Origin of the sequence: Vogesella indigofera, from assembly GCF_028548395.1 — a bacterium.
Lineage (GTDB): Bacteria > Pseudomonadota > Gammaproteobacteria > Burkholderiales > Chromobacteriaceae > Vogesella > Vogesella indigofera_A.
Map to the genome: position 1 here is coordinate 96,674 of NZ_JAQQLA010000003.1, position 23,574 is coordinate 120,247.

Consider the following 23,574-nt stretch of genomic DNA (forward strand, 5'->3'; position numbering starts at 1 on the left):
CGCCACAGCGTGCCGTCACCATCATCAAACCATCAGGAGCATTCCATGAGCAGTTATGACTTCCCCGATGCACGCGGTCACTTCGGCCCGTACGGCGGTGTCTATGTAGCGGAAACATTGATGGCAGCACTGGACGAGCTGAATGCCGAGTATGCCCGTGCCAAGGCTGATCCGGCTTTCTGGCAGGAATATCACTACGAACTGAAACACTTTGTCGGCCGTCCGAGCCCGATTTACCACGCCAAGCGCTGGTCGGAACAGCTCGGCGGTGCGCAGATCTACTTCAAGCGCGAAGATCTCAACCACACCGGCGCGCACAAGGTCAACAACACCATCGGCCAGGCGCTGCTGGCGCGGCGCATGGGCAAGAAACGCGTGATCGCCGAGACCGGTGCCGGCCAGCACGGCGTGGCCTCGGCTACCGTTGCCGCCCGCTACGGCATGGAGTGCGTGGTGTACATGGGCTCGGAAGACGTCAAGCGCCAGGCGCCGAACGTGTTCCGCATGAAGCTGCTCGGCGCCACTGTGGTGCCGGTGGAGTCCGGCTCCAAGACGCTGAAGGACGCGCTCAACGAGGCGATGCGCGACTGGGTTACCAATATCGACAGCACCTTCTACATCCTCGGCACCGCCGCCGGTCCGCACCCGTACCCGATGCTGGTGCGCGACTTCCAGCGCATCATCGGCATCGAGGCCAAGGAGCAGATGCAGGAAATGGTCGGCCGCCAGCCGGACATGGTGGTGGCCTGCGTTGGCGGCGGCTCCAACGCCATTGGCATTTTCCATCCCTATGTCGAGGTGGACGGCGTGCGTCTGGTCGGCGTCGAGGCTGGCGGTGACGGGGTGGCGACCGGCCGCCACGCGGCGCCGCTGACGGCCGGCAAGCCGGGCGTGCTGCACGGCTTCCGCAGTTACCTGATGCAGGACGAGAACGGCCAGATCATCGAGACCCATTCGGTGTCCGCCGGTCTGGATTACCCGGGTGTCGGTCCCGAGCACAGCCTGCTGAAGGACATCGGACGTGCCGAATACGTGGCCATCAACGACGACGAGGCACTGAAGGCGTTCGAGGACTGCTGCCATCTGGAAGGCATCATCCCGGCGCTGGAGTCCAGCCACGCGCTGGCGCACGCCGCCAAGGTGGCGCCGACCATGGGCAAGGATCAGATCATTCTGGTCAACCTGTCCGGCCGTGGCGACAAGGATATCAATACCGTCGCCGGTCTGATGGGTCTGACCCTGTAATGTGGCTAGGGTTGGCCGCACGCTGCGGCCAACCTTTGCTGCTCCCCGATGATACCGGCCTGACTGATTGTCAGGCCGGCTGCAAGGAAACGCGTGATGAGCCGTATTGCTGAAACCTTTACCCGCCTGCAAGCCGCCGGCGAAAAAGCCCTGATCCCGTTCATCACCGCCGGCGATCCCGATCCCGGCCTGACCGTTAGCCTGATGCACGGTCTGGTGGAAGGCGGTGCCGACGTGATCGAACTGGGTGTGCCGTTCTCCGACCCGATGGCCGACGGCCCGGTGATCCAGCGCGCCAGCGAACGTGCACTGCTGCACAAGGTCGGCCTGCGCAACGTGCTGGACATGGTGCGCGAATTTCGCCGCAGCAACCAGCAGACCCCGGTGGTGCTGATGGGCTACCTCAACCCGGTGCACGTGCTGGGCTACGAGGTGTTTGCGCAGGAAGCCGCTGCCGCCGGCGTCGACGGCGTGCTGACCGTGGACTGCCCGCCGGAAGAGGCGGGCGAGCTGTCGGCGGCGCTGATCGCCGCCAAACTCGATCCGGTATTCCTGATTGCGCCGACCACGCCGATGGCGCGGGTCAAGCAAATCGCCGCTCTGGCGCGCGGTTATGTCTACTATGTGTCACTTAAAGGCGTGACCGGTGCCGGAAATCTGGACATTGACGACGTAGCGCGTAAAATTGCCGCCCTTAGAGAATTTATTGATGTGCCGATCGGTGTCGGCTTCGGAATCCGCGATGCCGAAACGGCGCGCGCCATCTCTACCGCCGCGGATGCGGTGGTGGTCGGTAGCCGTCTGGTGCAGGAAATCGAAGCGGCGACCCCCGAAACTGCCAAAGAGCAGCTTACCCGTCTGGTGGCATCACTAAAGGATGCCATCCGTTAGAACAATGCTGGTCACCCGTGCCAGCACCCTGCGGCCAACGTTACCGTTGGCCGCAACGTATTGATTCAAGGAGTCAGCAATGAGCTGGTTGAATAAACTCCTGCCGCCGAAGATCAAGCGCGATCCGCGCACGAGCAAGGCGTCGGCGGTACCGGAAGGTTTGTGGAGCAAGTGCCCCGCGTGTGAGGCGGTGCTGTACCACACCGACCTGCAGGCCAATTTGCAGGTATGTCCCAAGTGTGACCATCACCACTCGCTGAATGCCCGCGAGCGGCTGGACATGCTGCTGGATGCGGAAGGCCGTCGCGAGATCGGCGCCGAGGTCAAGCCGATCGACATCCTGAAGTTCAAGGACAGCAAGAAGTACCCTGACCGTCTGGTTGCCGCGGCGGAAAGCACCGGCGAGGACGACGCGCTGGTGGTGATGCAGGGCAGTATCCACAACATGCCGGCGGTGGTCGCCGCCTTCGAGTTCCGCTTCATCGGCGGCTCGATGGGTTCGGTGGTCGGCGAGCGCTTCGTGCGTGGCGTGCAGGCTGCGGTCGAGGCGCGCGCGCCGTTCATCTGCGTCGCCGCCTCCGGTGGTGCGCGGATGCAGGAAGGCCTCAACTCGCTGATGCAGATGGCGAAGACCTCCGCCGCGCTGCAGCTGCTGTCCGACTACCAGCTGCCGTTCATCTCCATCCTCACCGACCCGACCATGGGCGGTGTGTCCGCCTCGTTCGCCTTCCTCGGTGACGTGGTGATAGGCGAGCCGGGTGCGCTGATCGGCTTTGCCGGCCCGCGCGTGATTGAGCAGACAGTGCGCGAGACGCTGCCGGAAGGCTTCCAACGCTCGGAGTTCCTGATCGAGAAAGGCGCGCTGGACATGATCGTCGACCGCCGCGAGCTGAAGCTGCGCGTGGCGACGCTGGTAGCGCTGCTGATGAAGGAAGCACAGCCGGTCAGCGCCTGACCCTCGCTGCAGCCAAAAAAACGCCACGGCTTGCCGTGGCGTTTTTGCGTTTGCGGCCAACGTTGGCCGCAAGCGGCTGGCCTAGTACAGCACGCGGCAGCGCAGGGTGCCGGGGATCTGCTGCAGTGCCTCCAGTGCCGGCTGGCTGGCGGCGCTGTCGGTTTCGATCACCACGTAGCCGATCTCGTCGCTGGTCTGCAGGTACTGCGCGGCGATGTTGATGCCGAGCTTGGAGAAGGCGTCGTTGATGCGCGCCAGCACCCCGGGCTGGTTCTTGTGGATGTGCAGCAGGCGACACTTGCCGTGGTGCGCCGGCAGCGAGGCCTCGGGGAAGTTGACCGCAGTCAGCGTCGAGCCGTTATCGCTGTATTTCACCAGCTTGGCGGCCACTTCGCTGCCGATATTGGCCTGTGCCTCCAGCGTGCTGCCGCCGATGTGCGGTGTCAGGATCACGTTGTCGAATTCGCGCAGCGGCGACAGGAACTCCTCGCCGTTGCCTTCCGGCTCCACCGGGAACACGTCGATGGCGGCGCCGGCCAGGTGCTTGCTGGCTAGTGCGGCGGCCAGCGCCTCGATCACCACCACCGTGCCGCGCGAGGCGTTGATCAGGTGGCTGCCGGCCTTCATCGCCGCCAGCTCGGCGGCGCCGAACATGTCCTTGGTCTGTGCCGTTTCCGGTACGTGCAGGGTGACCACGTCGGACTCGGCCAGCAGGTCGTGCAGCTTGCCGATCTGGCGCGCGTTGCCCAGCGGAAGCTTGTTCTCGATGTCGTAGAACACCACCTTCAGGCCCAGGCTTTCCGCCAGCACCCCGACCTGGGTGCCGATGTGGCCGTAGCCGACGATGCCCAGCGTCTTGCCGCGCACCTCGAAGCTGCCTTCTGCCGACTTCAGCCAGCCGCCGCGATGGGCAAGGGCGTTTTTCTCCGGGATGCCGCGCAGCAGCATGATGCTTTCGGCGATCACCAGCTCGGCCACCGAGCGGGTGTTGGAGAACGGCGCGTTGAAGACCGGGATGCCACGGCGGGTGGCGGCGGCGAGGTCAACCTGGTTGGTGCCGATGCAGAAGCAGCCGACGGTGATCAGCTTTTTCGCCGCCTCCAGCACTTCGTCGCTGAGCTGGCTGCGCGAGCGGATGCCGACGATGTGGGCATCGGCGATGCGCTCCTTCAGTTCGCTATCGGGCAGCGCCTTCTTGTGATACTCGATAGTGTGGTAACCATTGTCACGGAAGGTGTCGAGTGCACTCTGGTGCACACCTTCCAGCAGCAATACCTTGATCTTGTCCTTGGCGAGCGATACGGTTTGCATGATGCGAATGGCCCTTTGTTGACTAAATTTCTCGGGTATTATGACCCCGATTGCCGTTTTTTGACTAGAGAGAGCGCACATGCTTGCACCGCAACAGCTGGCCGAACTGAGCCGCCTGCTGGCCGCCGACCGCGTGGCCACCGATACCGATACCCTGACGCGCTACGGCCTGGACTGGACGCGCTATTTCACGCCCGATGCCGCCGCGGTGCTGTTTCCGAAAACGGTGGACGAGGTGGTGGCGCTGGTGCGCTGGGCGCAGCGCGAGCAGTTCGCGCTGGTACCGTCCGGCGGCCGTACCGGCCTGTCCGGCGGCGCGGTGGCGCGCAACGGCGAGCTGGTGGTGTCGTTCGAGCGCATGAACGCGATCCTGGAGCTGGACAAGGTTGGCCGCACCGTGCGCTGCCAGGCGGGGGTGATCACCAAGACGCTGCAGGAGTTCGCGTTGGCCAACGGCCTGTACTACCCGGTGGATTTTGCCTCCAGCGGCAGCAGCCAGATCGGCGGCAATATCGCCACCAACGCTGGCGGCATCAAGGTCGTGCGCTACGGCATGACCCGCGAATGGGTGGTCGGGCTGAAGGTGGTCACCGGCGAGGGAGAGGTGCTGGAGCTGAATCATGGTCTGGCCAAGAACAATACCGGCTACGACTTCCGCCACCTGTTCATCGGCTCGGAGGGCACGCTGGGCTTCATCGTCGAGGCCACGCTGCGGCTGGCGCGGCCGCCGGCGGAACTGGCGGTGATGGTGCTGGCGGTGCCGAATCTTGCTGACATCATGAATATTTTCAACGCCTACCGCGACAAGCTGGACCTGACCGCGTTCGAGTTCTTCTCCGAGCAGGCGCTGCGCCACGTGCTGGCGCGCGGCACGGTGCAGCGGCCATTCGACGAGGCCGCCGAGTACTACGTGCTGCTGGAGTTCGAGAAGATCGCGCCGGACACCGAAACGCAGGCGCTGGCGCTGTTCGAATACTGCGCCGAGCAGGGCTGGCTGGTCGACGGTGTGCTGTCGCAGTCGCAGCAGCAGGCGGTGGAACTGTGGCGCCTGCGCGAGGACATCAGCGAGTCCATCACCCCGTACAAGCCGTACAAGAACGACATCGCGGTGGTGGTCAGCAAGGTGCCGGCCTTTGTCGCGCAGCTGGACGAGATGCTGGCGCGCGAGTATCCGCAGTTCGAGGTGGTGTGGTTCGGCCACATCGGCGATGGCAACCTGCACATCAACGTGCTGAAGCCGGAAGCACTGGCCATCGACGACTTCCGCCGCGCCTGCGAGCAGGTCAACAAGTACGTGTTCGAGCTGGTGCGTGACTTCAACGGCAGCATGTCGGCGGAACACGGCGTCGGCCTGCTCAAGCATGACTATCTTGACGTAAGCCGCAGTCATGCCGAAATCAGATTGATGAAAGCGATGAAATCGCTTTTTGATCCGGATGGCATTATGAACCCGGGCAAGCTGGTGTAAGCGGCAGACGATGCCCGAAAAATGCGCGGCGTCAGCAAACTGCTGACGCCGCGCTGTTTTTTTTGGCTTTCAACAGCTTATCCACAGCTTTTTCCCTGTTTTGCTGTGGATAAGCGTCTAATCCAGTTGGCAGGGGCTGATCACGATGCCGGCGCGCAGGCCGATGCCGACCTTGGGGTTGGGGAACAGGATGCGTTCCTCGCCGCCGTCGGCGACATAACGGATATCGCCATCTTCGGCAATTGTCATGCCATGCGGAAGAGCGGTGAAGTTCTCCACGCTGTCGGCCAGGTGCAGCTTGAACTGCTCGCTGTGCTTCACCAGATCGTACTTGGCGTGGAACACCGCGAAGCGGCTGGCGTCGTAGGCTGGCAGCGGCGGGGTGCTGCCGGAGACCAGCCGCCGCAGCGCGCGGTCGATGCCGGCGAAGCGGGCGAGGTCGTTGTCGCCGAACGGCCGCGCCTTGCCCAGCTCCAGCGTCAGCGCGTCGGCGTGGAAATGGTGGCTGGTGTAGTAGCTGAAGGTGGCCGCCGGCTTGCTGTGCAGCAGCAGGGTGCTGACGTCGGCGCTTTCCAGCCACAGCAGCTGTTCACGCTTGTGCGGCCGGCCGTCGGTGTAGGGGTAGATGGCGAACTTCTCGAACACCGAGCCGCGGATGGCGGTGTGCAGGTCGTAGTGCAGGCGCTGCACGCCGGCCGGCGCGGCGCGGAAGAAGCCGGCGGCCAGCTGTTCCAGCTCGGCGGCGCGACGCGCTTCCTGTGCCTGCGGCTGGCTGATGTGGGCGCCGTTGAACAGCCGGTTCATGTCGTAATCGGTAAAGCGCGCGCCGCTACGCATCGCCACCGGGTTGCCCAGCATGACCAGCAGCCGGCAGCGCAGCGGCATGGCGCCGGCGAGCAGGTCGTTGACGATGCTGTTGACTACTTCGATCGGGGCGGTCTCGTTGCCGTGGATGCCGGTGGACAGCAGCACGTGGTCCAGCGTGTCGGCGGCGTCCAGCGGTGCCAGCGCCAGCACGCCTTCGGCCAGCCACTGCAGGCTCAGGGTCGCGGTCTGCCACTGGCGGGGGGCGGCAAAGCGGCCGTCCAGCGTGGCGTGCAGAAAATCACGGGCGGGAGCAAACGGCGTCATGGGGTGTCCTGTGCTTGTGGTATTGCCCCATTCTAAACAAATGCCCGCCGGCGCCAACGTGACTGTCACCGCCGTGTCCGAATGTGGCGCAAACCGGACATTCGCCGCCGCAGAACTGGTTCATGATCTGCGGCGACTGATCTCGATGGAGCGATGCCGCGTTGAAAACGGCCACGGCCTGCTGGTTGGTATCCGGGTCAACGTCGCTGGCGCCGCCATTTTCATCTTGTCTCGCTTAAGCGCGCGCGACCATGAACACGTTCTCAGGCGTCGGCAAAGCGGCTGATCTGCTGCGCGAAGGCGGCCGGCGCCTCGAGGTGGATGGCGTGGCCGGCGCCGGGCAGTACCGTCAGTGTCGAGCCGGCGATGCCCTGGTGCAGCAGTTCCGACTGGTACAGCGGGGTGAGGCGGTCTTCGCTGCCGACGATGATGTGGGTCGGCACCCTGATCTCGTCCAGCCAGCTGCGCGCGTCGTGCTCGCGGATGCCGGCCAGGATGCGCTCCACCCCCGGCCAGTCCACCGTGGCGGCGATGGTGCGCAGGTCCGGCAGCATCTGCGCACTGCTGACGAAGAAGCGGCTGGAAAACAGCCACGGTAGGCTGATGTCGAAGCGCAGGCCGGGGCCGCCGGCCTGTTGCGCCGCGCTCCAGCTCTGTGCGATGTAAACGTTGGCCGCATCCGACCACGCCAGCGTCGAGGCCAGCAGCAGTCGCGACAGCCGCGCCGGATGGCGGCGGGCGAAGTGCAGCGCCACCATGCCGCCGTAGGACAGGCCGGCGAGGTAGCACTGCTCGATGCCGAGGTGGTCGAGCAGCGCGGCGGCGTCATCGGCCTGCTGCGTCAGCGGGTAGCTGTCCTGCACCCGCCGCTCGCTCTGGCCCTGGCCCTGGAAGTCGAGACGGATCAGCTTGAAGCGCGGCTCCAGTAACGGCGCCATCAGCGTCCAGGCGGCTGTGCTCATGGTCAGCCCGTTGAACAGCAGCAGTGGCTGTTCGCCGTGGCCACTGACTTCGTAATACAGCTGGCGTCCGTCGTGCTGCAGCATGGGCATGGCGTCTTCCTTGTCGGGTACGGTTAATGTCAGTGTGGTGCAGGTAGCGCCGGCTCGCAATAGCGGCCGCCGCCGTCATCGCCGATTTGTCATATTGTTGCGCTAGCCTTGCCGCTCTTGGAAACGGACTTGTGCAATGGAAACCATGCTGGAAACCGTCACGATCAGCGTCGCGCCGGGCTTGGCGCATCAGGCGCTGCTGGAACAGATCATTCGTCAGGGGCAGGTGCAGGTGGTGTTCCAGCCCATCGTGCAGCTGGCAGACGGCGAGCTGTACGGCTACGAGGCGTTGGTGCGCGGGCCGTCCAATTCCATTCTGCATTCGCCGGTGATGCTGTTCGAGCAGGCGGCGCGTGCCGGCCTGTCCGGGGTGCTGGACCAGGTCTGCATCGCCGCGATCCTGCGCCAGTTCGCGCTGCGCCAGCTGCCGGGCATCCTGTTCATCAATGTCATTCCCGATACCCTGCTCAGCGCCGATGTCTCGGTCGAGACGCTACTCGGCCTGCTGCAGCTGAACGGGCTGTCGCCGCAACAGGTGGTGCTGGAACTGACCGAAACCCGCCCCAATGCCGGCTACCCGGTGCTGCGCCAGGTGGTGGACGAGTTGCGCCGCACCGGCCTGCGGCTGGCGCTGGACGATCTGGGCGAGGGCTTTTCCAATCTGCGGCTGTGGTCGGAGCTGCGTCCGGATGTGGTCAAGCTGGACAAGTATTTCGTGCAGAACATCCACGCCGATCCGCTGAAGGCGCAGTTCGTGCGCTCGCTGGTGGACATGGCGCGCGCCTCCGGTGCGCTGCTGGTGGCGGAAGGCGTGGAGCAGGCGGAAGAGTTGCGCGTGCTGCGCGAGCTGGGGGTGGCGATGGGGCAGGGCTACCTGATCGCACGGCCGCAGGCCGAGCCGGCGCGCGCGCGCCACTACCCGTTGCCGCGCGCGCCGCAGCACGCCGGCGACCGACGCCGGCCGGTGGCGCACGACCTGCTGCAGGAGGTGCCATACCTAACGACCGCGCACAGCTGCGAGCAGGCCTACCAGATGTTTGCCGCCTCGCTGCAGCGGTTTGCCATTCCGGTGTTGCACGAGCGGCGTCCGGTGGGCTTGCTGACCCGGCACCATGTGCTGGAAACCTTCGCCAAGCCGTTCAACCGCGAGCTGTTTGCCAAAAAGCCGTGCATGGCGCTGGCCGATGCCAGGCCGCTGCTGGTGTCGGCGGAGATGGACATCCAGTCGCTGTCCGGGCGGGTGGTGGAGGCGGAGCAGCGCTACCTGGTTGACGGGTTCATCATCGTCGAGGACGGTGCCTATCTCGGCATGGGCACCGGTTACGACCTGATGCGCCTGATCAGCGAGATGCAGCTGTCGGCGGCGCGGTATGCCAACCCGCTGACCGGGCTGCCGGGCAATGTGCCGATCGGCGAGGAGGTGCAGCGGCTGCTGGAGGGCGAGCGCCCGTTCGTGGTGGCCTATGTCGATCTCGATCACTTCAAGCCGTTCAATGACCACTACGGCTACGGCGCCGGCGACGACCTGATCCGCGAACTGGGGCGGATTCTGCTGTCGCAGCTGGACATGACGCTGGATTTTGCCGGTCACATCGGCGGCGATGACTTCGTGCTGTTGTTGCAGAGTTGCAACTGGCGGCGCCAGCTGCAGGCCATCATTCAGTTGTTCGATCAGCGGGTGCAGGCGTTCTTTTGTGCCGCAGCGCGCCATGCCGGTGGCTATCACATCGCTGATCGCGGCGGCCAGATGCAGTTCTTCCCGCTGACCAGCGTGTCCATCGGGGTGCTGCCGGTGTTGCCGGGGCGCTTCCGGTCGCACTACGAAGTGGCAGCGGCGGCGACGCAGGCCAAAAAAATGGCGAAAAAACAGGAGGGTAGCAGCCTGTTTGTCGAAGCGCGCGAATTCCCCGTTTTGGTGCGGCCAACGGCGCTGGCCGTTTGAGTAATTAAACAGTTTTTGCCATTATTGCTGTCGGCATCGACGTTCATGCTGCAGGGCAGCATGAACGTGATAGCTAAGTCCATGATTCACGTCCGTTTTTTATTTCACTGCTTTTCTTGCTGGTTTCCCGTTTCTCCTTGTCAATTTTATTAAACGTGCGCTACTCTTTTTTCGACGGGTGGCGGTATTTGTGCGTACAGCGTGGCGGGCGATGGTCGTCTGCGGCGCGCCGTGCGACGGCGGGTAGGGTACTTGCCGCATACCTGGCGGCGCCTGCCATGCCGTAAACGGCGCCGCAGCGGGCGCAAAACTCCCGTTTTGGCGGTGCTTGCCGGTAAATGCCAGTGGCTGCGGATATTGCCTGCAAGGTTGGCCGCAAGTTAGGGTGTCGCTTTATGTTGAACGGCGCTACGTCCACCGCGTCATGATGACGAAGACGTACGAAAATATCACAGGGACGAACCACGTCCTTCAGGGGAAACAATCATGGTTGATGCTGCAAAGCAGTCTGCTAGCGAAAAGCCTTATTTGTCGATTGCCAATATCGTCAAGAAATTCGGGGACACCACCGCCGTCGACGGCGTGACACTGGATATCCAGCGCAAGGAAATCTTTGCCCTGCTCGGCAGCTCCGGCTGCGGCAAGTCCACCCTGCTGCGCATGCTGGCGGGCATGGAGCGGCCCACTTCCGGCCAGATCATTCTCGATGGCCAGGATATCACCAAGCTGGCGCCGTACGACCGCCCGATCAACATGATGTTCCAGAGCTACGCGCTGTTCCCGCACATGTCGGTGGCGGACAACATCGCCTTCGGCCTGAAGCAGGACAAGATGCCCAAGGGCGAGATCGACGCCCGCGTGGCGGAGATGCTGGATCTGGTGCAGATGCGCAAGTACGCCAACCGCAAGCCGTACCAGCTGTCCGGTGGCCAGCAGCAGCGTGTCGCGCTGGCGCGCAGCCTGGCCAAGCGCCCGAAGCTACTACTGCTGGACGAGCCGCTGGGCGCGCTGGACAAGAAGCTGCGCCAGCAGACGCAGCTGGAGCTGGTCAACACCTTGGAGAGTGTGGGCGTGACCTGCATCATGGTGACCCATGACCAGGAAGAGGCGATGACCATGGCCACCCGTATCGGCATCATGAGCGAGGGCCAGCTGCTGCAGGTGGGCACCCCGGCGGAAATCTACGACTACCCCAACTGCCGCTTCACCGCCGAATTCATCGGCGACACCAACCTGTTCACCGGCCCGGTGGTGGTCGACGAGCCGGACCGTGTCGAGATCGAGGCCGCCGAGCTGGGTGGCCGCATCTGGATCGACCACGGCATCACCGGCCCGAAAGGCATGCAGGTGTGGGCCAGCATCCGGCCGGAAGACGTGCGCGTCGACCGTGATCCGGTGGCCGCCGGCCCCAACGCCGCCAAGGGCTCGGTAGCGGAGATCGCCTACTTCGGCAGCTATTCCGTCTATCACGTCAAGCTCGGCAGCGGCAAGGTCCTCAAGGCGATGGTGCCGGTCAACCGCTGGCACGAGGCCAACCTGGAGCCGCCGACCTGGGGTGATCAGGTCTACGTCAGCTGGCGTGCCGACATGCCGGTTGTGCTCACCCGTTAAGGAGCTGTGACATGAATATCCAGCGCCTCTTCAAGCGCCTCAAGCCCGGTCGCGGCACGGTGATCTCGATCCCGTACTTCTGGCTGCTGCTGTTTTTCCTGGTGCCGTTCTTCATCGTGCTGAAGATCAGCTTCGCCGAGCAGGATCTTGCCATTCCCCCGTTCACCAGTCTGATGAACCTGGAGGAGGGCGGGCTGCTGCACCTTACGCTCAATCTCGGCAACTTCGACTTCATCCTCAGCGATGACTTCTACGCCAAAACCTATTTGTCCTCGTTGCAAACCGCGCTGTTCACCACACTGATGTGCTTGCTGCTGGGCTACCCGATCGCCTACGCCATTGCGCGTACCGATCCGGCGCGGCGCAACGTGCTGCTGATGCTGGTGATGCTGCCGTTCTGGACCTCGTTCCTGCTGCGCGTCTACGCCTGGATGGGCCTGCTCAACGAAAACGGCCTCATCAACAGCTTTCTGCTGGCGATCGGCCTCATCAACGAGCCGTTGATGCTGTTCCACAACGACTTCTCGCTGTATCTGGTGATGGTGTACGCCTACCTGCCATTCATGATCCTGCCGCTGTTCTCGCACCTGGTGAAAATGGACGGCCGCCTGCTGGAAGCGGCCAGCGATCTTGGTGCCGGCCCGATCAAGGCCTTCCTCACCATCACGTTGCCGCTGTCCAAGAACGGCATCATCGCCGGTTCGATGATGGTGTTCATCCCGGCGGTCGGTGAGTTCGTGATTCCGGAGCTGGTCGGTGGCCCGGATACGCTGATGATCGGCAAGGTGCTGTGGAACGAGTTCTTCGACAACAACAACTGGCCGATGGCCGCCGCGGTGGCGACGGTGATGGTGCTGTTGCTGATCGTGCCGATCGCGTTCCTGCACCGCTTCGAAACCCGCCAGCTGGAAGGAAAAGGCAATGACTAATCAGCAAAAACTGTCTCCCTTCCTCAAGGGCATGCTGCTGCTGGGGCTGCTGTTCCTGTACATCCCCATCGTCAGCCTGATCGTGTACTCGTTCAACGACTCCAAGTTGGTGACGGTGTGGGGCGGCTTCTCCACCAAGTGGTACGCGTCGCTGTTCCAGAATGAGCAGATCATCTCGGCGGTGGAATTGTCGGTGCAGATCGCGCTGGCCAGCGCCACCGCGGCGGTGACGCTGGGCACCATCGCCGGCTTCGTGCTGGCGCGCTTCAAGCGCTTCCCGGGCAGCTCGCTGTTCGCCGGCATGATGACGGCGCCGATGGTGATGCCGGAGGTGATTACCGGCCTGTCGATGCTGCTGCTGTTCATCTCGATGCAGCAGCTGATCGGCGTGCCGGCCGAGCGCGGCTTCTTCACCATCTGGGTCGGCCATACCACGCTGTGCATGGCCTACGTGTCGGTGGTGGTGCGTTCGCGGCTGCTGGAAATCGACCAGTCGCTGGAAGACGCGGCGATGGATCTGGGCGCGCGCCCGCTGAAGATCTTCTTCGTGATCACGCTGCCGCTGGTGGCGCAGGCGATTGCCTCCGGCTTCCTGCTGTCGGTGACACTGTCGCTGGACGACCTGGTGATGACCGCCTTCCTGTCCGGGCCCGGCTCCACCACGCTGCCGCAGGTGATCTTCTCCAAGGTGCGTCTCGGCCTCAATCCGGAAATCAACGCGCTGGCGTCGATTACCGTGCTGGTGGTCGGCGTGCTGGTGATCGTTGCCAACTACCTGATGCTGAATTCGCAACGCAAGCGCGAACGTGCGCTGGCGGCGGCGATGCGCGAAAGCAGCGCCGGCTGACGCTGATGGGCGCCGCCCGGCGCCCCCGGACGGCGGAGTTGCCCGACTCCGCCGTTTTTCTTGTCTGTCACGGGTGATTTTTTGCCAAAAAGGGATGGATCTTGCCGTTTGCCCTGCCGTTTTCCTGACCACAAACGAGGACTTTATGCTCAATTACGCCCACCAGCCGCATGCCCCATCCTATTACGCCGCCACTGCCGTGCCGTGGGAGCCCGGGGCCGCCCTGCAAGGGCGGGTGGACTGCGACGTGTGCGTGATTGGCGGCGGCCTGACCGGGGTGTCCACCGCACTGAATCTGGCCGAACGTGGCCTGCGCGTGGTGCTGCTGGAAGGCTCGCAGATCGGCTTTGGCGCCTCCGGCCGCAACGGCGGCCAAGTGATCGCCGGCTACGCCTGCGAAATGGACACCATCCGCCAGCAGCTGGGCGACGAGCTGGCCAAGGCGTTCTGGCAGATGTCGCTGGAGGCGATCGACATCATCGAGCAGCGGGTGCAGCGACACGGCATTGCCTGCGACTGGACGCGCGGCTACTGCACCGCGGCGGTGAAACCGGCGCACCTCGACGACCTGCTGGCCTGGCAGCACGAGGCGGAAAGCTTCTACGGCTATCGCCACTACACGCTGTGGGACAAGGAGACGTTGGCCGCCAATCTCGCCTCCGAGCGCTACCAGGGTGGCCTGTTCGATCCGCTGGCCGGGCATATCCATCCGCTGAACTACCTGCTGGGGCTGGCCACCGCCGCGCGCAACGCCGGGGTGACGTTGCACGAAAACTCGCCGGTCACCAGCATCGATACCGGTATCGGCACTGGCGGCCGGCCGCTGGTGCGGACCGCGCAGGGCGAGGTGCACTGCCAGCAGCTGGTGCTGGCCTGCAATGCCTTCGTCGGTCAGTTGGTGCCGGAGCTCAACCGCCGCATCATGCCGGTCGGTACCTATGTCATTGCCACCCAGCCGCTGGGCGAGGCGCGCGCGCGCGGCCTGATCGCCAACAATATGGCGGTGTGCGACACCAACTTCGTCCTCGACTACTACCGCCTGTCCGCCGACCAGCGCCTGCTATTCGGCGGCAAGGTCAGCTACTCCGGACGCGAGCCGCGCGATCTGGCCGGCAGCATGCGCGCCGACATGCTGCGCGTGTTCCCGCAGCTGGCTGACGTGCAGATCGACTATGCCTGGGGCGGCTTCTGCGACATCACCATGAACCGGGCGCCGGACTTCGGCCGCATTGCGGCCAACGTTTACTACGCGCAGGGCTTCTCCGGCCACGGCGTGGCCATCACCGGGCTGGCCGGCAAGGTGCTGGCCGAGGCGATCACCGGCGACGACCAGCGCCTGAAGCTGTTCGAGCGGCTGCGCCATCGCCGCTTCCCCGGTGGCGAGCTGCTGCGCACCCCGGCGCTGGTGCTGGGCATGGCCTGGTACCGGCTGCAGGATCACTTCTGAGCCGGTCGCCAGCGCGCTGACCGGGGCGTACCCCGCACTGGCCAGCCGTCATCCGCCGGTATTCGCGGGGCGCCCCGACTATATTGAGGCAACGGCGTCTTGTCCCGGCGTGACGTGCCCCGCAACGGTGCGCCGGTGCTGGCATTGTTCGTCATGTTGCAGTGCGGCATCAGCTTGTGGCCGCGGTGTTGAATATCATGGACGCGTCACGCGCCGAACGTTGCCGCCGGATGGTCGCGGAACGGTTAAAAAACATTCACATGACGCCGCTACACTGGGCTGTCGGCAGCAGGGGTGGCCGGTGTCGTGTTGATTAAAATGGACGGCCCAAAATTGTGCTTGTCACAGCGCGTGATATTGCTAAAATCCGCGCTCATTTTGCGGCGATCAGCCGTTTATTGCGCGCTCCGACATCCCAGGCCCACATGAAGCTTTCTTAGCCCGAAAGCCGCGCACTAAGGAGCAGTTTTTCCAAATTTTTAGCAGGAAATCCTTTCATGGCTTGGACTGTGGCAGATAGCCGGAGCCTCTACGGCATCCGGCATTGGGGGGCTGGCTATTTCAACGTCGGCGAGAGCGGTTGCGTCAAGGTGCGTCCTAACGCCAACCATCAGCGCGAAATCAATCTGTACGAACTGGCTCACACGCTGTCGGACAAGGGTCTGGACATGCCGCTGCTGGTGCGTTTCCCGGACATCCTGCAAGACCGCGTCACCCGCCTGTGCCGCGCGTTTGACAACGCCATCGCCGGCATCGGCTACGACAACCAGTACACCGCGATCTACCCGATCAAGGTCAACCAGCAGGAGGCGGTGGTCAAAAGCATCATCGCCACCCCTGATGTGTCCATCGGCCTCGAAGCCGGCTCCAAGCCGGAACTGATGGCGGTACTGGCGCTGGCGCCCAAGGGCTGCACCATCATCTGCAACGGCTACAAGGACCGCGACTACATCCGTCTGGCACTGATCGGCCAGCGTCTGGGCCACCAGGTGTTCCTGGTGATCGAGAAGGAGTCCGAGGTCGATCTGCTGATCGAGGAAAGCCTGAAGCTGGGCGTGAAGGCCAATATCGGCCTGCGCGTGCGGCTGTCGTCGCTGGCGTCCAGCAAGTGGGCAGACACCGGTGGTGACAAGGGCAAGTTTGGCCTGTCCGCCGGCCAGCTGATTTCGGCGGTGGACAAGCTGGTGGCCGCCGGCCACGGTGACACCGTGCGCCTGATGCACTTCCACATGGGCTCGCAGATCGCCAACATCGCCGACTACCGTGCCGGCTTCCGCGAGGCGATCCGCTACTTCTCCGAGCTGCGCGCGCTGGGCCTGCCGGTCGATCACGTCGATGTCGGCGGTGGTCTGGGCGTCGACTACGACGGCACCCACTCGCGCAATGCCAGCTCCATCAACTACGACATGGACGAGTACGCGCAGGTGATCGTGTCGATGCTGCACGAATTCTGCGCCGAGAACGACATCCCGCATCCGCGCATCCTGTCCGAATCCGGCCGCGCGATGACCGCGCACCACGCGGTGCTGATGATGAACGTCACCGACGTCGAGCGCTTGCCGGACACCATGCCGCAGATCGACGACGTCAGCCTGCTGGCCAAGCCGGTGGCTAAGCTGTTCGAACTGATGAGCCTCACCGACGCCGAAATGGTGACCGAGACCTACTACCGCGCCAGCCACCTGGCGTCGGAAGTGTCGGACATGTACGCCGAAGGCCGTCTGACGCTGAAGGAAAAGGCCGTCGCCGAACAGCTGCACGCCGCGCTGTGCCGCCGCCTGCTGTCGCAGCTGACCGCCAGCCAGCGTTCGCAGCGCCAGGTGTTCGACGACCTGACCGACCGTCTGGCCGACAAGTACTTCTGCAACTTCTCGGTGTTCCAGAGCCTGCCGGATACCTGGGCCATCGACCAGGTGCTGCCGATCATGCCTATCCACCGCCTCAACGAACAGCCGACACGACGTGCGGTGCTGCAGGACCTGACCTGCGATTCCGACGGCAAGGTCAAGCAGTACGTCGACGAGCAGAGCATCGAGTCCAGCATGCCGGTGCACGAGGTGAAGCCGGGCGAGGAGTACCTGATCGCGGTGTTCCTGGTCGGCGCCTACCAGGAAATCCTGGGCGACATGCACAACCTGTTCGGCGATACCGACTCGGTCAACGTCTACGTGCGCGAAGGTGGCCGCCTGTCGTACGAGGGGGTGGAGGAGCACGACACCATCGAGGACATGCTGCGCTACGTGCACCTGTCGCCGGAGGAAATCCTCAACTGCTACGAAGCCAAGGCGCGTACCGCCGGCCTGAGTGCGGAAGAGCGCTCCAGCTACTTCGCCGAATTCTGCCGCGGTCTGAAGCAGTCGTCGTATCTGAACGTCTGAGCGCGGGCATGAGCCGCGTCGCTTGACGCGGCACTCCGCCCGTACAAAAGGTTGGCCGCAAGCCTCACGCTTGCGGCCAACCTTTTTTATTGTGTGCCATCGCAGCTCGCGAAGAAGGCAAACACCTCCGGTACCAGATGGGCGACATTGCAGCGCAGCCACGGCGTGGCCTCCGGCTGTACCCGGAACAGCACGCCCGGTGCCAGCAGGATGTCTTGCTGCAATGCCGCTTCGGTGCAGCGGACCGCATCCAGTGCCGGCGGGAGCTGTACCCAGGCAAACAGGCTGGGAGCCGGTTCGGCAAATACCGGCCAGCCCAGTGCCTCGAAGCCGCTTCTGGCGGCAAGGTTGGCCGCCAGCAGGCGATCGCGCAGTTTCTGCAAGCGCCGGCGGCAGCTGCCATCGGTCAGCATGGACTGTGCCAGCTGCTCGTTGATCAGTGACGAAGTCAGTCCGGTCAGCATCTTGTGGTTGACGAGGGCGTCGATCACCTCGTCGTTGGCCACCACATAGCCGACTCGCAAGGACGGTGCCAGTGTTTTCGAGACGCTGCCGATATGGATGACGCGCTGGGTGCCGGCCAGTGCCTGCAGCGGTGTGCTGCCCGGCTCGGCCAGCGCGGCGGACACATCGTCCTCCACCACCCAGCAGGCGTGCTGCTCGGCCAGTTGCAGCACGCGATGGGCGGTGGCGTGATCGTAGCTGGCACCGGTCGGGTTGTGCAGGCGTGGGTTGGTGAAAAAGGCGCGCGGCTGGTGTGCCTGCATCAGCTGCGCCAGTTGCGCGGAGTCGGGGCCGTGCGCGGTCCACGGTACGCCGATGACGCGGGCGCCGGCCATCTTCAGCAGGGTGATCAGGTTGCAGTAACCGGGATCGTCTACCAGTACCACGTCGCCACTATTTACCAGCATCTTGATAACCAGTTGCAGCGCCTGGCTGGCGCCCTGCGTCAGCAGGATATTGTCGGGTGTCGCCGGCAGGCCCTGGGCGCCAAGGTTGGCGGCCAGGGTTTGTCGCAGGCGCAACAGCCCCATCGGGTCGCCATAGTGGGCCGGCGGCTGCGGGTCGCGGCCGAGGGCGCGCAGACTGCGGGCCAGCCCGTTCTGGTCGTACCAGTCTGCGGGTAACCAGCCGCTGCCCGGCTGGCGATCGCTATCGGCGGGGTTGAAGTGGTTGTCGATCAGCCAGTAGGCATCGGCGGTTTTTTGCGGTTGGCGCGGAGCGGCAACCTGGCCACTTCCGGCTCGCGGCCGTACGTAAAAGCCGTCGCCGCGCCGTGCAATCAATACGCCGTCGGCAACCAGCCGGTCGTAGGCTTCCACCACGGTGAAGGTGCTGACGCCGTGGCTGGCGGCAAACTGGCGAATGGACGGCACCTGTTCGCCGGCGCGCCATTGCCGGCGGTGCACGGCATCCTGTACTGCTGCAGCGATGCGTTCGATGAGCGAGCCGCTGAAGGCATCCAGTTGCAAGGACATGAGGTCTCCACTGTATTGGTGATCCGGCCTGTACAGCCTTGGTCGACAACAGGACGGTCGTACATGGTAGCGGGTTTGTGTCCGCCATACAGTAGCGGCACTCACTCGGAGAACAGGGACACGACATGAACAAGCGATCAATAGCAGTACTGGCACTGCTTGCTGCCAGCAGCCAGAGCGTATTGGCCGAAGAGCCGCTGCGCATCGTGACGGAAGGGACTTTTCCGCCGTACAGCATGACCCGGGCCGACGGCAGCCTGACCGGCTTTGATGTCGATATTGCCAAGGCACTGTGCAGTGAAATGAAGATGAAGTGCGAGATCAAGGCGAATGATTTTGAAGGCATGATCCCCGGGCTGATCGCGAAGAAATTCGATGTGGCCGTGGCCTCGATGGCGATTACCGAGGAGCGCAAGAAAGCCGTGGCGTTCAGCGACAAATATCAGGGTGGCTACAGCACCCTGATCGGCAAGACCGGCCAGAAGCTGGATGGCACGCCAGCAGGCATGAAGGGCAAGACCATCGGCATCCAGCAGGGCACCATTCAGGCGAACTATGCCCGGGCGAAATATCAGCCGGCAGGTGTCAGGCTCAGCACTTACAGCACGGTCGAGAATGCGTTCCTCGATGTGGTTAGCGGCCGCATCGATGCCTTGATGATCGATGTGGGTGGTGCCTATGAATTGAAGAAAAGCCCGAAAGGCAAGCTGGTCGAGATGTTCGGTCCGAAAATGAACGATGTGAAATATTTCGGCACCGGCTCCGGTATTGCCGTGCGCAAGGCAGACAAAGCCCTGCTGGGCAGGATCAACGCCGCGCTGAAGACCATTCTGGCAAACGGCAGCTACAAGAAGATCAACGACCAGTATTTCGACTACAACCAGTACGACTGAGTCCGGCGGCGAGCTTCCACTCTCACTTTGACCCGGCCGCTGCCGGGTGTTTTTTTGGCAACGATCATGCATATCCAGAACCATACCCTGCCGGGCGTCATGCCTGGCACGCAGCATGTACTGAACAGCTACCACTTTGGCAAAGAGGGGAGCGGCCCGCATGTCTACCTGCAGGCGGGACTGCATGCAGATGAATTGCCAGGAGTCGTACTGCTGCATCGCCTGTGCCGCCGGCTGGAGTTACTGGAGGGAGAAGGCCGCATTCGCGGCCGGCTGACGGTGGTGCCGATGGCCAATCCGCAAGGCATGACCCAGCACCTGCAGGGACAGCACTCCGGCCGTTTTGACGGAGTCAGTGCCGAAAACTTCAATCGCCATTACCCGGACCTGAGTGACGCCGCCGCGGCACGGCTGGATGCGACAGCGGATAGTGCCAAGGTGCGCCAGGCGCTGCGGCAGGCATTGGTTGCGCAGCCGGCGGTCAGCACAATCGATGCCTTGCGTCACACCCTGTTCGATATGGCCTTGCAGGCAGATATGGTGCTGGATGTGCATTGCGACAGCGAAGCCGTGCTGCACCTTTATGGCAATAACCGGCATCAGGCGGCGGCGGGTGAGCTGGCCGGTTTTCTGCAGGCCGGGGCCACCTTGCTGTGCGACGAGGCCGGTGGCATGTCGTTCGATGATGCGGTGGTGCAGAACTGGCGCCGGCTGGAGCAGCGGCTGGGCGTGACGCTGGCGATTCCGCTGGCGCTGACGGTCGAGCTGCGCGGGGTGGCGGATGTCGAGGACAGGCTGGCGGCGCGTGACGAAGGCGGCCTGCTGGCATGGCTGCGCTGGGTCGGCGTGCTGGAGGGCGAGAAAGTGGCGCCACCGCAGGCGCCGCAAGCCGCAACGCCATTGGCCGGGGTCGAGACCATCGTGGCGCCGCATGGTGGCGTGGTGGTGTACCAGGCGACACCGGGGCAGGTCTTGGTTGCCGGCTCGCGTATTGGTTATCTGCTCAATCCGCTGGATGGTAGCCAGACGCCTTTGCTCAGCCAACGTGGCGGCTATTTCTATGCCCGTGTCGCCAACCGGCTGGCGACGACGGGGGCGGAACTGGTGTTTCTTGCCGGCGCCGGTGTCTGGCGCAATGGTAACTTGCTGTCGGCGTAAGGCGCAGTTGGTGACAGGAAAGGTTGGCCGCAGTATTGCGGCCAACCTTTTTTATGGTGCGAAGGTGCTACCGGTCTAGCCCGGCTTGCCGTCGGCCCGCTTTTTCGCCAGCAGCGGCAGGCCGAACCAGGCCCAGCCGAGCAGGCCCACGAGCAGGCTCAGCGCCGCCAGCACATAGCCGCGCAGGGCGAACGCCGGCAGCAGGTCGGCGCTGACGCGCAGTAGCGCCACGCCGTGCAGCAGCAGGTACAGCCACCACAGGCCGCGGCTGGCCTGCAGCGGATGACCGGCATGGCCCAGCATCACTCGCGAGGCGAAGCCGACCAGCATGGTGATGAAGAAGCCGACCGTCACCGCGTGTAGTCCGGCCAGCGACGACACCAGACCGAAATCGGCCAGCGTCAGCAGCAGGAAGGCCAGCGGCAGCCAGGCAAAGGCGAGGTGCAACATGGCCAGCAGGGGCACGCTGCGACTGCGCCACGACTGCCAGCGATAGAGGCAGGTGGCGCTGAGGCCGCACAACAGCAGGCTTGCCGGCCACAGCGGCAACTGGGCAATGGCAAGCACGCCGTACAGCCAGCTGCCGCCCAGTAGTGCCAGCAGCAGCCAGCGCGGCCGCCACACCTGGTAGGGCGCAATCACGCTCTGGGTGAAGAACGGCAGCATGCGGTGGCTGACGGCGAGGAAGACCGGCAACAGGAAACCCCACAGCGCCAGGTTGCGCATCCACCACCACGCCGCCGCCACGTCGGCCAGCAGCCAGTACAGCATCGCCAGCAGGCCACCGCAGCCGGCCAGCAGCGCGGCCAGTACCGCCTGCGCGTGCAGGCGGTCGCTGACGCTGCTCTGGCGAAGCAGTTGCTGCATGGTCTGCGCCAGCAGCGCCAGCGCCGCCAGCCACAGCAGTGCGGCGGCAGCCAGCCAGTAGTGCGAGCCGGGCAGTGCCGCCAGTGCGCAGAGCAGGGCGGTGAACAGCAGCAGCGGGATCAGCACGCAGCGCCAGCGTGCCGGCGAGGCGGCGTTCAGCCAGCGCGGCGCGGCGGTCAGGATGAAGCCGGTCATGAAAAACGGAAACAGGCCGTACAGCATCAGCGCCGCGTGCGCCTGCAGCGGGCTGAGCTCGCGGTGCAGGCTGGCGCCTTGCTGGCGCAGCAGCAATTCGCTGCTCCAGACCGCCAGCAGTAGCAGGGCGGCGAGCAGGCCGGGCAAGAATGCCGCGCGATGGGGGGTGGCGGCCAACCTTTGTAATACGGGGAGGGGCGACATGCGGGATATCCTGGCTTGGTGCAAAACCGAAGTGTCGGTAATCTTGACGCCCCTGCCAATGACGCGAATCAAGCGCACAGGCCGCGCCGGCAGATCGGCACCGGTGGCGGGAAGCGGCGAAATTCCAGACAAATCCGGCGCCTATCTATAAAAATATTTCTAACCATCTGATTTTAGAGGATTTTATTGTGTTTGCACATTGTTGGACATTTCAGGGAAATGTGTAAGCCGATGTCGCAAAGAGGATATGGCCTGTTTCCATGATTGGATTAGAATCGGTAACAGACACTGTTCACACAATAAATCCAGTACAGATTGCAATAAGGAACTATCAATGAGCACCAACGTTACCCGCGATACCTTTGATCAGGTCATGGTCCCGAACTACGCACCGGCAGGTTTCATCCCGGTCAAGGCGGCCGGCTCCCGCGTGTGGGATCAGCAAGGTCGTGAATTCATCGATTTTGCTGGCGGTATTGCGGTTAATTCTCTGGGGCACTGCCATCCGGAGCTGGTTGCCGCGCTGACCGAGCAAGCCAACAAGGTCTGGCACCTGTCCAACGTGTTCACCAACGAGCCGGCGCTGGAACTGGCCTCGCTGCTGACCGAAACCACCTTTGCCGAGCGCGTGTTCCTGTGCAACTCCGGCGCCGAGGCCAACGAGGCCGCGTTCAAGCTGGCGCGCAAATACGCCGCTGACCACTACAGCGCCGACAAGCACGAGATCATTTCCTGCACCAACTCCTTCCACGGCCGTACGGTGTTCACCGTCAACGTCGGTGGCCAGCCGAAGTACACCGAAGGTTTCGGCCCGAACCCTGCCGGCATCACCCACGTGCCGTTCAACGACATCGACGCGCTGAAGGCCGCCATTTCTGACAAGACCTGCGCGGTGGTGATCGAGCCGGTACAGGGCGAAGGCGGCGTGCTGCCGGCTACCCAGGCCTACCTGGATGCGGCACGCGAACTGTGCAACCAGCACAATGCGCTCTTGGTGTTCGACGAAGTGCAGACCGGCGTCGGCCGTACCGGCTCGCTGTACGCTTACCAGGAATACAACGTGACCCCGGATATCCTGTCCTCGGCCAAAGGCCTGGGCGGCGGCTTCCCGGTGGGCGCGATCCTGACCACCAGCGAGATTGCCAAGAGCCTTGGCGTCGGCACCCACGGCACCACCTACGGCGGCAACCCGCTGGCATCGGCGGTGGCCAAGAAAGTGATCGAGATCGTCAGCCGTCCGGAAGTGCTGGCCGGCGTGCGTGCCAAGCACCAGCGTTTCGTCGATGGCCTGAACGCGATCAACGCCAAGTACAACGTGTTCAAGGAAATCCGCGGCATGGGTCTGCTGATCGGCGCCGTGGTGTCCGACGAGTTTGCCGGCCGCGCCCGTGAATTCCTGAAAGCCGCCGAAGCCAAACAGCTGATGGTGCTGGTTGCCGGCCTGTCGGTTGTGCGTTTTGCGCCGTCGCTGGTGATCGAAGACAAAGACATCGACGAAGGTCTGGCACGTTTCGATGCCGCCATCGCCGAACTGGTTGCTGCCAACCGCGCCTGATTTCCGTTTCCGGAACC

The 23,574-nt window shown here is 63.8% G+C and carries 19 protein-coding genes; 14 read left to right on the forward strand and 5 right to left on the reverse strand.

Annotation, left to right across the window (positions count from 1 at the left end; translation table 11 throughout):
- The first annotated feature begins 45 nt into the window (after positions 1-45).
- The 3 genes from trpB to accD all read left to right on the forward strand — a co-directional run bounded on the left by trpB (position 46) and on the right by accD (position 3,091).
- Positions 46-1,245 (forward strand): tryptophan synthase subunit beta, encoded by a 1,200-nt coding sequence (trpB, locus tag PQU89_RS02465; RefSeq protein ID WP_272764461.1) that lies wholly within the window; start codon positions 46-48, stop codon positions 1,243-1,245.
- A 96-nt stretch (positions 1,246-1,341) separates the two neighbouring features.
- A complete protein-coding gene (trpA, locus tag PQU89_RS02470) occupies positions 1,342-2,136 on the forward strand; it encodes a tryptophan synthase subunit alpha (RefSeq protein ID WP_272764462.1) in 795 nt (264 codons plus the stop codon).
- A 79-nt stretch (positions 2,137-2,215) separates the two neighbouring features.
- Complete coding sequence (accD, locus tag PQU89_RS02475) at positions 2,216-3,091, forward strand: acetyl-CoA carboxylase, carboxyltransferase subunit beta (protein WP_047967122.1); 876 nt, start codon at positions 2,216-2,218, stop codon at positions 3,089-3,091.
- A gap of 81 nt (positions 3,092-3,172) precedes the next feature.
- Here the strand turns inward: accD and serA are convergent, their stop codons facing one another.
- A complete protein-coding gene (serA, locus tag PQU89_RS02480; protein WP_272764463.1) occupies positions 3,173-4,402 on the reverse strand; it encodes a phosphoglycerate dehydrogenase in 1,230 nt (409 codons plus the stop codon).
- A 79-nt stretch (positions 4,403-4,481) separates the two neighbouring features.
- Here serA and PQU89_RS02485 point away from each other — a divergent pair, with 79 nt between their 5' ends.
- Positions 4,482-5,870, forward strand: a complete 1,389-nt coding sequence (locus PQU89_RS02485) for a D-2-hydroxyglutarate dehydrogenase (protein ID WP_272764464.1) — start codon at positions 4,482-4,484, stop codon at positions 5,868-5,870.
- A 117-nt stretch (positions 5,871-5,987) separates the two neighbouring features.
- On the opposite strand, the gene astE is transcribed toward PQU89_RS02485, so the two are convergent.
- Entirely contained in the window at positions 5,988-7,001 is a 1,014-nt protein-coding gene (astE, locus tag PQU89_RS02490; RefSeq protein ID WP_272764465.1) for a succinylglutamate desuccinylase, read from the reverse strand.
- A 58-nt stretch (positions 7,002-7,059) separates the two neighbouring features.
- On the opposite strand from astE, the gene PQU89_RS02495 reads away from it, so the two are divergent.
- Positions 7,060-7,287, forward strand: coding sequence for a hypothetical protein (locus tag PQU89_RS02495; RefSeq protein WP_272764466.1), 228 nt, complete (start codon positions 7,060-7,062; stop codon positions 7,285-7,287).
- Here the strand turns inward: PQU89_RS02495 and PQU89_RS02500 are convergent.
- Positions 7,265-8,053, reverse strand: coding sequence for an alpha/beta fold hydrolase (locus PQU89_RS02500; protein ID WP_272764467.1), 789 nt, complete (start codon positions 8,051-8,053; stop codon positions 7,265-7,267). The genes PQU89_RS02495 and PQU89_RS02500 overlap by 23 nt on opposite strands.
- A gap of 136 nt (positions 8,054-8,189) precedes the next feature.
- On the opposite strand from PQU89_RS02500, the gene PQU89_RS02505 reads away from it, so the two are divergent.
- The 6 genes from PQU89_RS02505 to speA all read left to right on the forward strand — a co-directional run bounded on the left by PQU89_RS02505 (position 8,190) and on the right by speA (position 17,207).
- Entirely contained in the window at positions 8,190-9,995 is a 1,806-nt protein-coding gene (locus tag PQU89_RS02505; protein ID WP_272764468.1) for a GGDEF domain-containing protein, read from the forward strand.
- A 486-nt stretch (positions 9,996-10,481) separates the two neighbouring features.
- Positions 10,482-11,606 (forward strand): ABC transporter ATP-binding protein, encoded by a 1,125-nt coding sequence (locus PQU89_RS02510; protein WP_189372502.1) that lies wholly within the window; start codon positions 10,482-10,484, stop codon positions 11,604-11,606.
- A gap of 11 nt (positions 11,607-11,617) precedes the next feature.
- A complete protein-coding gene (locus PQU89_RS02515; protein ID WP_272764469.1) occupies positions 11,618-12,535 on the forward strand; it encodes an ABC transporter permease subunit in 918 nt (305 codons plus the stop codon).
- Complete coding sequence (locus tag PQU89_RS02520; RefSeq protein ID WP_272764470.1) at positions 12,528-13,382, forward strand: ABC transporter permease subunit; 855 nt, start codon at positions 12,528-12,530, stop codon at positions 13,380-13,382. Before PQU89_RS02515 ends, PQU89_RS02520 begins: the two co-directional genes overlap by 8 nt.
- Before the next feature lie 145 nt (positions 13,383-13,527).
- The gene (locus PQU89_RS02525; RefSeq protein WP_272764471.1) at positions 13,528-14,829 is read left to right on the forward strand and encodes an NAD(P)/FAD-dependent oxidoreductase; all 1,302 of its coding nucleotides are present in this window, start codon (positions 13,528-13,530) and stop codon (positions 14,827-14,829) included.
- A 497-nt stretch (positions 14,830-15,326) separates the two neighbouring features.
- The gene (speA, locus tag PQU89_RS02530) at positions 15,327-17,207 is read left to right on the forward strand and encodes an arginine decarboxylase (protein WP_272757800.1); all 1,881 of its coding nucleotides are present in this window, start codon (positions 15,327-15,329) and stop codon (positions 17,205-17,207) included.
- An 86-nt stretch (positions 17,208-17,293) separates the two neighbouring features.
- Here the strand turns inward: speA and PQU89_RS02535 are convergent, their stop codons facing one another.
- Positions 17,294-18,685, reverse strand: a complete 1,392-nt coding sequence (locus tag PQU89_RS02535; protein WP_272764472.1) for an aminotransferase-like domain-containing protein — start codon at positions 18,683-18,685, stop codon at positions 17,294-17,296.
- A 125-nt stretch (positions 18,686-18,810) separates the two neighbouring features.
- Here PQU89_RS02535 and PQU89_RS02540 point away from each other — a divergent pair, with 125 nt between their 5' ends.
- Positions 18,811-19,578 (forward strand): transporter substrate-binding domain-containing protein, encoded by a 768-nt coding sequence (locus PQU89_RS02540; protein WP_272764473.1) that lies wholly within the window; start codon positions 18,811-18,813, stop codon positions 19,576-19,578.
- Between the two features lie 66 nt (positions 19,579-19,644).
- On the forward strand, positions 19,645-20,736 hold the full coding sequence (locus PQU89_RS02545; RefSeq protein WP_272764474.1) for a M14 family metallopeptidase: 1,092 nt from the start codon (positions 19,645-19,647) through the stop codon (positions 20,734-20,736).
- A 75-nt stretch (positions 20,737-20,811) separates the two neighbouring features.
- On the opposite strand, the gene PQU89_RS02550 is transcribed toward PQU89_RS02545, so the two are convergent.
- Positions 20,812-22,002 carry an NnrS family protein gene (locus PQU89_RS02550; protein ID WP_272764475.1) on the reverse strand — a complete coding sequence of 397 codons (1,191 nt, stop codon included), beginning with the start codon at positions 22,000-22,002 and terminating at the stop codon, positions 20,812-20,814.
- Between the two features lie 334 nt (positions 22,003-22,336).
- Here PQU89_RS02550 and PQU89_RS02555 point away from each other — a divergent pair, with 334 nt between their 5' ends.
- A complete protein-coding gene (locus PQU89_RS02555) occupies positions 22,337-23,557 on the forward strand; it encodes an aspartate aminotransferase family protein (protein WP_272764476.1) in 1,221 nt (406 codons plus the stop codon).
- Positions 23,558-23,574: the final 17 nt, after the last annotated feature.